Below are 12531 nucleotides of genomic sequence, written 5' to 3' on the forward strand. Positions count from 1 at the left end.
ATTAAGGGGCGCCTAAGCACAACTAGCCGACAACCAGATTATCGCGATGAATCAATTCGTTATCATCGCGATAACCTAAAACATCCGCGATTTGGCTGCTGGGTTTACCGATAATTTTACGCGCTTCATCGGCGTGGTAATTAATTAATCCGCGCGCGATTTCTTTGCCGTTTAAATCTTCGCAAATCACCATATCACCACGGGTGAAATCACCGCGCACTTCTTTGACGCCCACTGGCAAAATACTTTTACCTTTCTCGCGCACCATGCGCACTGCACCGTCGTCCAGAATAATGGTGCCGCGGGTTTGCAACTGGCCGGAGATCCAGCGTTTGCGTGCGGCTTGTGGCTGTTGTTCGGCCCACAAAAAAGTGCCTAGGTTTTCACCGTCCGCAATACGCAGCAATGCATTTTCAATGCGCCCTCCCACAATTACTGTGTCGGCACCGGAGCGCGCAGCAACTCGTGCGGCGCGCACTTTGGTAATCATGCCGCCGCGCCCCAAGGCACCACCAGTACCCCCAGCCATTTGCTCCAGGCGATTATCATCAGCGGCGATTTCACTCAGCAGTTGCGCATCGGGATTGGAGCGCGGGTCGCTGTCGTACATGCCTTTTTGGTCGGTGAGAATGACCAACAAATCCGCCTCAATTAAATTGGCCACCAGCGCACCGAGGGTGTCGTTATCGCCAAAGCGAATTTCGTCGGTAACCACTGTGTCGTTTTCGTTAATCACCGGCACCACATTTAACCCCACCAGGGTTTTTAAGGTGGAGCGCGCATTTAAATAGCGCTGGCGAGAGGATAAATCGTCGTGGTCGAGCAGCACTTGTGCGGTGAGCAAACCGTAGCGCTGGAATTCCACTTCATAAGTTTGAATCAAACTCATTTGACCAACAGCGGCCGCCGCTTGCAGCTGATGAATTTCAGTCGGGCGCGCAGCCCAACCTAAACGGCGCATGCCAGCGGCAACGGCGCCGGATGAGACCAATACCAGTTCAATGCCGCGCAGACGCAGCTCAGCCATTTGTTTGACCCAACCGGCAATGGCCTCAGCATCAAGACCTTTACCATCATTGGTAAGGAGAGCGCTGCCGATTTTTACTACCCAGCGCTTAGCTTGGGGAATGATGTTTCTTTTGCTCATGAAGAGATGCGCTCAAGAATAATTGTTAAATTTTTATGCAAACACCGGGCGCATAATGCAACACGCCCGGAACGAGACCCGGGCGTGAGATTACACTATTTTTTTTCGCTGACTAATCGCAAAATCAACGCGCATTTAATTAGTGACCAACGTAAATAACTTCTACGTCGTAATCATCTTCATTGAAGTTATCATCCTCCACATCGCCGCGTGCACGACGCGCTTCGCGCTCGATTTCGCGCAGCTCTTCAATGCGATCACGCGCTTCCTGCGCCATCTGATTTTGCAATTGCTCTTCGCGCTCGCGCGCTTCCGGATTGGTTTTTTCCTCTTCCCAGACTGCTTCAAGGTTATCCATGAGTTTGCCAATCAATGGCACTGTGCCTTCGCGATTGAGCGCCGAAATACGATAGACCGGGCCAGTCCAGTTCAATTGATCAACCACCGCCTGGCAGCGCGCCTCCACCTCATCGGGCGGAAGCAAATCGATTTTGTTGAGCAACAACCAGCGCTCGCGGGTGGCGAGGGTCGGACTGAACTTGGCCAGCTCCTCGGCGATGATACGTACATTGTCAGCGGGATTGGATTCATCCACCGGCGCCATATCCACCATGTGCATCAGGTAGCGGCAGCGGGTTAAATGTTTGAGGAAACGTACCCCCAAACCAGCACCTTCGGCGGCACCCTCGATCACACCGGGAATATCGGCGATCACAAAACTGCGGTGCTGCTGCACTTTTACCACCCCGAGATTGGGTACGAGTGTGGTGAAGGGATAATCCGCCACTTTGGGCTTGGCGGAACTGACCGCGCGGATAAAGCTGGATTTACCGGCATTGGGCAAGCCGAGCATGCCTACATCAGCCAATACTTTTAATTCAAGTTTCAGGTTGCGCATTTCGCCTTCCGTACCGGGCGATGTTTTGCGCGGTGTGCGGTTGGTACTGGTTTTAAAGCGGGTATTACCCAAACCGTGGAAACCACCCTGCGCCACTTTTAATTTCTGACCGTGTTCGGTCAAATCGCCAAAAACCTCTTCGGTATCGGTATCAATTACCGTGGTGCCTACGGGCACGGGCAGAAACAGATCGGCACCTTTGGCACCGGTACAATCTTTACTGCCGCCTTTCTGGCCATTTTCGGCGCGATACTTGGGCACAAAACGATAATCGATGAGGGTGTTCAGGTTTTCATCAGCCACCAGATAAACACTGCCGCCATCGCCGCCATCGCCGCCGTCCGGGCCGCCTTTGGAAATAAATTTTTCCCGGCGGAAGCTCATGAAACCGTTGCCACCATTACCGGCTTCGACATGAATAGGGGCTTCATCAACAAATTTCACAAATCACTCCACAGGAATAAAAATAAATACAATAAAATCATTAACGCAAATCGTCAGAACTGGATAGCAACCCTGCATATCGTCCTGAATATAAAAAAGCCCCATCGTGAACGATAGGGCTTTTTTATTGTTCTTCATTTGCCCACTGCAAGCAGTAAGCTTGGCTAGTTTTTTAGCGCAATATTAAGCAGCAGGAATGATGCTTACGTATTGACGGCCAAAAGCGCCTTTAATTTCGAACTTAACAGTACCGTCCACTTTCGCGAACAGAGTGTGGTCTTTACCCAGACCTACGTTTACACCAGCGTGAAACTTGGTGCCACGTTGACGAACAATAATGCTGCCGCCAGAAATCAACTCGCCGCCGTAAGCTTTAACACCAAGGCGTTTCGCTTCTGAATCGCGACCGTTACGAGAACTACCAACCCCTTTCTTGTGAGCCATTTTATAGCCTCCTCAATTAACCTTTGATAGCAGTGATTTTCACTTCGGTGAACCACTGACGATGACCTTGACGCTTCATGTGGTGCTTACGACGACGGAATTTGATGATCTTCACTTTGTCGGCACGGCCATGAGCAACTACTTCAGCAGTAACGGTTGCGCCTTCAACAACAGGAGCGCCAATTTTGACGTCTGCGCCGTTAGCAACCAGATACACTTTGTTGAATTCAACAACGCCGCCAGTAGCGAAATCGATTTTTTCGAGTTTGAGGGTTTCACCCACAACTACGCGATGTTGCTTACCACCGCTTTCAAATATTGCGTATGCACTCATTTACTTTGCTCCATACTTTTATCCAGACGAATCTGGACTTGGACGACACGAAGTAGCTTGGCGATATGCCTGGGCATTTGGGACTAGCGTCGTATACCGGTTTTCAGGGGCGGCGATTGTATGCCAAGCCGCCAGATTATCGCAAGCTAAAAAACCATCGCCATCGCAGTTTTTGCCTATTTAATGATCTGCAGAGCACTCAACCACAACTCCAGCGCTTGCGGCCAACTGGAGACAGTACCCTGCCCTTGAATCATGCCCACACCGTGGATAGTGGAGTTGTAGACATGCAGCTCCGACTGTTTACTGTATTTCTGCACCTCAGCAAAAAACATCAGGCTGTTACCGACAGGCACCGCTTGATCGCCCACACCATGCAGCATAAACACGGGCGGAACCCCTGCTTTGACTTGCTTCTGCAGTGAGTTATCACTCACTAATTGCGGCTCGGGATGGTCGCCCAACAATGCCTTGCGCGAGCCAGCGTGAGCATCAGAGCCCTCCAGGGTAATTACCGGATAACCGAGAATGGCAAAATCCGGGCGCGCACTAATGTCAGCCAGTGGATCAGTGTTGTCGCCCGCAAAGTCAAAACGGGTAGCGACACTGGCAGCTAAATGACCACCGGCGGAAAATCCTATCACCCCCACTTTAGCGGGATCTATCCCCCACTCCGCAGCATGCTGGCGCACCTGACGCACCGCACGCAAACCATCAAGCAAAGGCGCGGGAAAGCCGTGCTCCTGCATACGGTACTTGACCACAAACGCTGCCACACCGCGCGCGGCAAACCATTTGGCGATGTCGTGCCCCTCGTGGTTAATTGCCAAACGAACGTAGCCACCGCCAGGGAAGATCACAATCGCGGCGCCATTGGCCTTGCTCGCCTCCGGCCAATAGGGCGTCATGGAGGCGTTATCCACACTATAAACGCGCTGATCCTTTACATGTTCGCGGTCGGGACTGACCAAAGGCTTTTCATTCCACAAATAAAAAGCACCCACAGGGCGCGGGGTAGAGGGTTGTTCGGCAAACACTTGCGTAGTTACTCCAATACAAAACAAACAGCAGACAAACAGGAAAACGCGATTAATAACAGCCATAGGTAGATCTCGTCAGGGACGCCGGTTAATGATTATTGTGTTGACCGGTTTGACTATTGCCGAGCGACGGAAAACTGCCTGTTACTGGCGCCCCGCCTTTATCAATAAAATCGCCCGGTACATTGCCGGGCGAACTGATAATAACAGCTGCAATGGAAATTTCAGCAGTGCTTAGTGCAGATGGGTTTCGTCGTCGCCCCACCAGTGGTGCAACTGCCAATCCACGCGCGTTGGGTCAGCGGCGCGCAGTAGCCAATCACTGGTGATCAGCTCCCACTCATAAAGCCCAAGCTTCAAATCCGACCAGATGCTGTGTGCGTCTTCGCGAATATAAGCCTTGGCTAAATCCACCTCTTCACCCACCATCTGCTCGGCGGTAAGCTCGAGCTTGACCAGATCGTCAACCTCCTGTTTAAGCGCGCCCAGAGCCCCCGTTTCCTCGGGGCTGAAGGGCAAATCGAGCTGACTGACATGGTAGGGGTTGTCGGCAGCTTTATTGGTTGGATTATTCGTTGGCTTCATGGCAAATAACTCCCGCTAGCGCTTCAAGATATTTATACCCACATAGGCAGTACAGCCTCTATAATCACCGCCTTTCTCAACATTGAGTGCAAAACTCCACCTTCAGTATAGGCCTTAGATTCCAATGCAAGAGCGCCCCATGCAAGAACAATACACTCCCGCCGAAGTTGAAGCCCAAGCCCAGCAGTACTGGGAAGAACACCAAAGCTTCAAGGTTATTGAGGATCGCAGCAAAGAAAAGTTCTATTGCCTGGCGATGTTTCCCTACCCGAGCGGCAAGCTACACATGGGGCACGTGCGCAATTACACCATTACCGATGTGATCGCCCGCTACCAGCGCATGCAAGGCAAAAACGTATTGCATCCAATGGGTTGGGACGCCTTTGGCCTGCCCGCTGAAAATGCCGCGCTGCAGCGCCAGACCGCACCGGCAGCCTGGACATATTCCAATACCGACCATATGCGCAGCCAGTTAAAGCAACTCGGCTTTGGCTTTGATTGGTCGCGCGAACTGACCACCTGTAAGCCCGAATACTACAAATGGGAACAGTGGTTCTTTACCCGCTTGTACGAAAAAGGTCTGGTGTACAAGCGCATGGCAACGGTGAACTGGGACCCGGTTGACCACACTGTACTCGCGAACGAACAGGTGATCGACGGCCGCGGCTGGCGCTCAGGCGCATTGGTTGAGCGCAAAGAAATCCCGCAGTGGTTTATCAAAATCACCGCCTACGCTGAAGAATTATTAGCCGATCTGGACAAACTGCCCAACTGGCCCGAGCAAGTCAAAACCATGCAGCGCAACTGGATCGGCAAAAGTCGCGGTCTGGATATGCATTTTGATCTCGCTGCACCTGTTGGCGAATTTACCGGTTTTGATATCTACACCACCCGCCCCGATACCATTATGGGCGTGACCTATGTGAGCCTCGCCGCCGAGCATCCAATTGCCAAATTGTTAGCAGAGACTAATCCAGCGCTCGCGCAATTTATCGCTGAATGCAAAGTGCAATCCGTCGCGGAAGCCGATATGGCGACCATGGAAAAACGCGGGATCGATACCGGCGTTAAAGCGCTACACCCAATCACCGGTGAGCCGGTTTCAGTGTGGATCGCCAACTATGTATTGATGGATTACGGCTCAGGCGCGGTAATGGCCGTACCCGCGCACGACCAGCGCGATTATGAATTTGCGAAGAAATACAACCTGCCAATCTCTCCAGTGATTGCGCCGCAGAATGGCGAAGCCATCGACCTGAGCAAAGCCGCCTTCACTGAAAAAGGTGTATTGGTGAATTCAGGCGAGTACGACGGTTTGGATTTCAACGCCGCCTTTGATGCCATCGCCAGCACTCTGGAAATGGCCAACAAAGGTCAGGTAAAAACCAACTATCGCCTGCGCGACTGGGGTGTATCGCGTCAGCGTTACTGGGGCGCGCCTATCCCCATGTTCAATTTGCCCGACGGCGGCGAGATTCCGGTACCCGCACACAAACTTCCCGTGTTGCTGCCGGAAGATGTAGTGATGAATGGCGTTCACTCGCCGATCAAAGCCGATCCTGAATGGCGCAAAGCTGAGCTGGATGGCCAAGCGGTTGAGCGCGAAACCGATACCTTCGATACCTTTATGGAATCCAGCTGGTACTACGCACGCTACACCTGCCCCAATTTTGAAGGCGGCATGCTCGACAAAGCCGCCGCCGATTACTGGCTGCCGGTGGACCAATATGTCGGCGGCATCGAACACGCCATTCTCCACCTGCTCTACTCGCGCTTCTTCCACAAGTTGATGCGCGACGAAGGTCTGGTGAGCTGCGATGAACCCTTCGAGCGCTTGCTCTGCCAGGGCATGGTGTTGAAAGACGGCACCAAGATGAGTAAATCCAAGGGCAATACCGTTGACCCGGAAGAGCTGATCAACCAATACGGCGCCGATACCGTCCGCCTCTTCTCCATGTTTGCCGCACCACCAGAGCAAAGCATGGAATGGAGCGATTCAGGCGTGGAAGGTGCAAACCGTTTCTTGCGTCGTTTGTGGAAAGCCGTTGAAGGCCATATCAATGCGGGTACACCGGGCAAATTAATCGTTGCTGATTTACCGCAAGCACAGAAAGATTTGCGCCGCAAAACCCACGAGACCATCCAAAAAGTCAGCGATGACTACGGCCGCCGCCAAACCTTTAACACCGCGATAGCCGCAACCATGGAATTGCTCAACGAGACCAGCAAACTCGCCGACCGCGCTAATCCACTTGGACTCGCCGTTGAACGCGAAGCGCTGGAAGCGGCGATTTTGTTGCTCGCCCCCATAGTGCCGCACATCAGCCATTCACTCTGGCAAGCGCTCGGTCACCAGAGCATTCCACTCAATGAAAAGTGGCCGACCCTTGATGAAAGCGCATTGACCCGCTCAACCGTGGAAGTCGTTATTCAAGTGAATGGGAAACTGCGCGGCAAATTAGATGCAGCCATCGACTCACCCAAAGAACAATTGGAAGCGCTGGCGCTTGCACAGGAAAACGTACAAAAATTCCTGGAAGGCATTACCGTGCGCAAAGTCATTGTGGTCCCCAATAAACTTGTGAATATCGTTGCCAATTAAAACCCCTCCCTTTTACAAGGGAGAACTACATGAGAGTGTTATGAAAAAAATCATCGTCAGTTTATTAGTGCTCACCCTCACCGCTTGTGGCTGGCATTTACGCGGCTCTACAGCCGGCGGCGATAAGCTGGCGATGACAACCCCGCTGGATTTAGTAATCGACGCCGAGGATAACCACTCGCCCTTGATGGACGCCCTGCGACAATCACTGAATAGCTTCAACATCAATGAAGTTAACAGTGCTACCGCCAACTCCCTGACCCTGACCTTGGGAGCAGAGATAATGGATAAACGCACCGCAGGTGTGGGTAGTGATGCATTGACCAGCGCCTATGAAATTATTCTCAGCATGGATTATGTCGTTAGCAATACCGAAGGCGTCATCACTCCACTGAATACCCGTGCGCGTATTTCACGCACTTACAACTACGATGTGAACAATGCCAACAGTGCCGCACAAGAAGAAAAATTGGTGCTGCAGGAAATGCGCAGTGAATTAGCACAAACTATTTTGCGTCGCACCAAAACCCTGTCGGTCAAAACATTGCCCGTCAAAGCGCCCGCTGCTGACGCTAACTGATATGCCCAAACTGCGCCCTGAACAACTGTCCGCCGCACTGGGCAAACAACTGGGCGCTATTTATTTGGTGTCCGGCGACGAACCGCTGCTAATTCAGGAATGCTGCGATCAAATCCGCGCCGCCGCGCGTAAAAATGGTTTTAGCGAGCGCGAGCTGTACCACATAGATACCAGCTTTGATTGGGGGCAATTACTCGCCGCCGCAAACAGCCTGTCACTCTTTGCCGAGAAAAAAATTATTGAAGTACGCATGCCCTCCGGCAAGCCAGGCGATAAAGGCGGCAAGGTTTTACAAGAGTACGCCCAGTCACCCGCCCCTGATAATTTGCTCTTAATCGTCACCGAAAAACTCGATGGCGCCACGCAAAAAAGCAAATGGTTCAAGGCCATTGAAGATGCAGGACAACACATTCAAGTCTGGCCAGTAACACCCGCTCAGTTGCCGCGCTGGATTGGTGTGCGCCTGCAGCAATCCGGTTTACATGCCGATAGCGACGCCATAGATTTGCTCGCCTCGCGTATTGAAGGCAACTTGCTCGCCGCCGCGCAGGAAATTGAAAAATTAAAGCTGCTCGCGACCGATAATCGCATCAGTTATGAACTGATGGCCTCCGTAGTCGCTGATAGCGCGCGCTACGATGTTTTTGGCCTTACCGACAAAGCCCTGCACGGCGATGCCCGCGCTGCCGTGCGCACCCTGCAAGGTTTAAAAACCGAAGGTACCGAACCCATCAATGTGCTCTGGGCAGTGACCCGCGAAATTCGCGCCTTGATTCAAATCTCGCAAGCGGTTGCCCAAGGTAAACATTTTGAGTGGGCCGCCAAACAGGCGGGGGTATGGGATAAACGCCAGCCACTTATTCAAGCCGCACTGCGCCGCCTAAAGCCTGCACAATTACAGCAATTGCTGCGCAAAGCCAATGGCATCGACAAAGCCGTCAAAGGTATGCGCAATGCCGACCCATGGGATGAATTATTAGATTTAATTTTAAATATCGCTGGGGTGCAAAGTTTGAATATGCACAATGAGCGACTAAGCTTGAAAAGTTAAATACTACTGGCAGTGCGAATTCAAAAATTAATGACACGATTCGCAAAAACAGTATCAATAAGTATTAATAATAAAATGCGCCACAAGCGCGATTTTCAAAAAACACACAGCCTGCGTTACCTATGCCTTATCGCCCAGATGGCGATAATGGTTATTTTTAACTTTACTGCAGGAATTTTTGCCATGTATTTGTACTCCCGCTCTATTATTCGCGCAGCTTCGGTTATTGCCTTAAGCGCCCTCTGCCACATGAGCTATGCGCAGACTGCACAAGTCTCCGCTGGCACGACGCCCACTAAACGCTCCACTGAATACTCATGGATGTCCGTTGCCACCTGGGATCGTATGCACGCCGAAGATGTATTGGTCGCCGAACACGATCAGGTAGATGTTTTGTTTGTAGGTGATTCAATTACCGCCGGATGGGATTGGCAAATTTGGGAGAAAAATTTCAAGCCCCTTAACGCAGCCAATTTTGGTATTGGTGGCGACGGCACCGCTAATTTACTGTGGCGCCTGCAGCACGGCACTATAGGTCAGTTACAACCCAAATTAATTGTGCTGTTAATTGGCGTAAATAATTTCGGCCTTTATAACGAAACACCGGAGCAAGCCGCCGCCGGTGTCACTGCAGTTGTCAAGCAACTCCAATTAGCCTGGCCCCACAGCAAAATCTTATTAAACGCCGTACTGCCCTTTGAAGAAAAAGCCGACTCACCCAAGCGCGCCATGGTCACAAAACTTAATTCTATTATTGCCAAGCTCGGCGATGAAAAATATATTTTCTTTAAAAATTATGGCGCAGCGTTACTGCAAAAAGATGGCAGTATTTCACCTGAAATCATGGCAGATTTTCTGCACCCAACACCCAAGGGTTATCAAATCTGGGCCGACGCCATGTTGCCGGACATCAAACAACTGCTGCAATAAATTTGTAGTGTCTACTTAAAATAGTACCTATTAAGAAAGTGCCTGCCCAAGAGCAGGCACTAGTTCACTTCCACAAACACCAGAGCATTAGCCTCACACAGGTAACAATATGAAATATGCTTATTTTATATTTTGTTCGCTGACTGCACTTGCACTCAACGGCTGCACCCCAGTAACACCACAGGAACCCACCGTAATTAGTATGCAAGCTACCCAAGCACCGCTCAGCATTATGGGGCGCACCCACAGCACTGGCGATTACGCCTATGAATTTGGTTTTCCTGGCGTGAGTTTTCGCACCGAGGTAATAGGCAAGACACTCACCGCCGAACTGCAAAGTTCCGGTGGCAATTCCTGGATTGATGTTATTGTTGATGACAATCACATCACGCAAGTGAAACTGGAACAACAATTACAAACGATTGAATTATTTAATTTTGCCGACTCAGGACGACACTCAGTAGAAATTATTCATCGCTCGGAAAACTGGCACGGTAGCGTGACACTGAAAAAACTCACCTTAACCGAGGGGAAATTTTTACCCGCACCCGCACTGCCACAACGAAAACTATTAGTTATGGGCGACTCAGTGACCTGCGGCGAAGCAATTGATCGCGTAAAGGGCGAAGAGAAAAACACACGCTGGTGGAATGCGCGCGAATCCTACGGCATGCTCACCGCGAAAGCACTCAATGCACAGGTACAATTAGTGTGTTGGGGCGGGCGCGGCTTGGTGCGCAGCTGGAACGGAAAAACCGATGATAAAAATCTGGCCGAATTTTATGAGTTTACTGTTGGCGATCATAACCCCGCATTGAAATGGGATCACCGGAGCTATCAACCGGATTTAATTTTAATTGCGATAGGAACTAACGACTTCAGCCCGGGCATTCCCGCACGCGAAGACTACGTAACAGCCTATGTACAATTGATTAATAAACTTTTGCACAATCACCCGCAAGCGCACATTGCCCTGACTGATGGCGCAATCTTAAACGGCGAAAAAAAGGCGGCACTGATTGATTATTTACGCGAGACCATTTCACGGGTCAACAATACTCGCGTGCATCAACTGATTTCCAATCACTACCCGGGTGACGCACAGGATGCGCACCCCACCAAAGATCAACACACTGCAATGGCGAAAGATTTAACACCGCAACTTAAAGCCCTGATGCATTGGTAAAAAAAATTTTATATATCACACAAAAAGGCATCTTCGGATGCCTTTTTGCTTTCTGCAAATCGGTGGCGCATAAAAAAACATTGACACCTTATGGTCACAAAGAACATTTGCGTGCTATGTTGATGTAATGCAGATATACAAGTCTGCGTGGTCAGCACAAAACCAATAACAATAAAAGAAATTCAATAGTTCTGTTTTGAAAATTGTCTGTACAAACAATTCAACACTCACACTAACGTGCTACCCGTGTAACTGTTCTTGCGACAGTTATGCATCCAGGAGTTTTAAATGATAAAAAATATTTCACTAATCGTTTTTCTATCGGCATCATTGGTCGCGTGTGGCGGCAGCGACGACAAAAAAACTGACAGCAGTTCATCAGCTATAAGTTCAAGCACACCGGCTGTGTCCAGTGCTGCGACATCATCGGAAGCAACATCCGCTTCCGTTGTGGCTTTATCATCCGCCTCTCCCTCATCAGAGGCTGCCATGTCAGTGCCAGCATCATCACAAGCCGCAACATCAGACATGAGTTCATCGTCAGATATTTCTTCTGCAAGCAGCTCAATCATTGTAGTAACCAGCGCATCCAGTGTTGAAAGCAGTGTAGTAACATTGAGTTCTTCGGTAAGCAGTACAGTAGAGTCCAGTTCATCACTGAGTAGCGCAATAGCCTCCAGCACATCCAGCACTGATGTGTCGTCCAGCAGCGCAATCTCATCATCCAGTGTTGCATCGTCACAAGCGGGCAACAGCTACACCTTCACCAGTGTTGATGGTTGGTCAGTCAACGGGGGCGGCAGCCCTAATCAGCTGCAATTGGAACTCAATGCCGCAACGGGTTCTGGTATTAACATGGTTCCCATTGATTGGGCGGATAACGCTGCAACCAACTACAAATACGAAGCGCGCTACACCTTGCCAAGCCCAGTAAATATCGCCGTAGGTAGCAAAATCAGTTACACAGTTACTATTCCCCAGTCTTACATCACTGACGCAACAGCAGTACTGCAAATTAATTGGGGGATTGCGGGCGGGACCTACAAATACGGTGGTAGCGGTGGCGGTTATAGAACACTGTCGGCGGCAGGTGGCGTGAGCGCAGATGCTGATTTTGTGATTACTGAAACCGTGACTAGCGGAAATGAACTGGCAGGAACTACAACCCTGGGACTTCAGCTTTCTGTAGCACCCACCAACACCGCCATTAAAGATAAGATTTTAATTAAACGTATCACCATTGAATAATGGCGAATCCCTAAACGATAAAACAATACAGTAATAAAACAA

At 50.5% G+C, this 12531-nt stretch carries 13 protein-coding genes; 6 read left to right on the forward strand and 7 right to left on the reverse strand.

Annotated features, from left to right (window positions below; genetic code table 11):
* Positions 1 to 22: 22 nt before the first annotated feature.
* The 6 genes from proB to D0B88_RS01460 form a co-directional block, all read right to left on the reverse strand.
* Complete coding sequence (proB, locus tag D0B88_RS01435; RefSeq protein WP_151054483.1) at positions 23 to 1147, reverse strand: glutamate 5-kinase; 1125 nt, start codon at positions 1145 to 1147, stop codon at positions 23 to 25.
* Positions 1148 to 1286: 139 nt separating this feature from the next.
* Complete coding sequence (cgtA, locus tag D0B88_RS01440) at positions 1287 to 2489, reverse strand: Obg family GTPase CgtA (RefSeq protein WP_151054486.1); 1203 nt, start codon at positions 2487 to 2489, stop codon at positions 1287 to 1289.
* Positions 2490 to 2672: 183 nt separating this feature from the next.
* Complete coding sequence (rpmA, locus tag D0B88_RS01445) at positions 2673 to 2933, reverse strand: 50S ribosomal protein L27 (protein ID WP_007640051.1); 261 nt, start codon at positions 2931 to 2933, stop codon at positions 2673 to 2675.
* A gap of 16 nt (positions 2934 to 2949) precedes the next feature.
* A complete protein-coding gene (gene rplU / locus D0B88_RS01450; protein WP_007640048.1) occupies positions 2950 to 3267 on the reverse strand; it encodes a 50S ribosomal protein L21 in 318 nt (105 codons plus the stop codon).
* A 176-nt stretch (positions 3268 to 3443) separates the two neighbouring features.
* Complete coding sequence (locus D0B88_RS01455) at positions 3444 to 4370, reverse strand: alpha/beta hydrolase (RefSeq protein ID WP_007640046.1); 927 nt, start codon at positions 4368 to 4370, stop codon at positions 3444 to 3446.
* Positions 4371 to 4541: 171 nt separating this feature from the next.
* The gene (locus D0B88_RS01460; protein WP_007640042.1) at positions 4542 to 4892 is read right to left on the reverse strand and encodes a hypothetical protein; all 351 of its coding nucleotides are present in this window, start codon (positions 4890 to 4892) and stop codon (positions 4542 to 4544) included.
* Between the two features lie 139 nt (positions 4893 to 5031).
* Here D0B88_RS01460 and leuS point away from each other — a divergent pair, with 139 nt between their 5' ends.
* From leuS to axe2C, 5 genes are all read left to right on the forward strand, one after another.
* Positions 5032 to 7494 (forward strand): leucine--tRNA ligase, encoded by a 2463-nt coding sequence (gene leuS / locus D0B88_RS01465; protein WP_151054488.1) that lies wholly within the window; start codon positions 5032 to 5034, stop codon positions 7492 to 7494.
* A 40-nt stretch (positions 7495 to 7534) separates the two neighbouring features.
* On the forward strand, positions 7535 to 8074 hold the full coding sequence (gene lptE / locus D0B88_RS01470) for an LPS assembly lipoprotein LptE (RefSeq protein ID WP_151054490.1): 540 nt from the start codon (positions 7535 to 7537) through the stop codon (positions 8072 to 8074).
* Between the two features lies 1 nt (position 8075).
* Entirely contained in the window at positions 8076 to 9125 is a 1050-nt protein-coding gene (gene holA, locus D0B88_RS01475; protein ID WP_151054492.1) for a DNA polymerase III subunit delta, read from the forward strand.
* 147 nt (positions 9126 to 9272) lie between these two features.
* The gene (locus tag D0B88_RS01480; protein WP_225318480.1) at positions 9273 to 10055 is read left to right on the forward strand and encodes a GDSL-type esterase/lipase family protein; all 783 of its coding nucleotides are present in this window, start codon (positions 9273 to 9275) and stop codon (positions 10053 to 10055) included.
* A 109-nt stretch (positions 10056 to 10164) separates the two neighbouring features.
* The gene (gene axe2C / locus D0B88_RS01485; RefSeq protein WP_151054494.1) at positions 10165 to 11241 is read left to right on the forward strand and encodes a bifunctional acetylxylan esterase/glucomannan deacetylase AxeC2; all 1077 of its coding nucleotides are present in this window, start codon (positions 10165 to 10167) and stop codon (positions 11239 to 11241) included.
* Positions 11242 to 11525: 284 nt separating this feature from the next.
* Here axe2C and D0B88_RS01490 read toward each other — a convergent pair whose 3' ends face one another.
* Positions 11526 to 11993, reverse strand: coding sequence for a hypothetical protein (locus tag D0B88_RS01490; protein WP_151054496.1), 468 nt, complete (start codon positions 11991 to 11993; stop codon positions 11526 to 11528).
* Between D0B88_RS01490 and D0B88_RS01495 the strand changes: the two genes are divergently transcribed.
* Complete coding sequence (locus D0B88_RS01495; protein ID WP_151054498.1) at positions 11938 to 12489, forward strand: hypothetical protein; 552 nt, start codon at positions 11938 to 11940, stop codon at positions 12487 to 12489. The two genes, D0B88_RS01490 and D0B88_RS01495, sit on opposite strands and share 56 nt — an antisense overlap.
* Positions 12490 to 12531 lie beyond the last annotated feature (42 nt).

Source organism: Cellvibrio sp. KY-YJ-3 (genome assembly GCF_008806955.1).
Taxonomy (GTDB): domain Bacteria; phylum Pseudomonadota; class Gammaproteobacteria; order Pseudomonadales; family Cellvibrionaceae; genus Cellvibrio.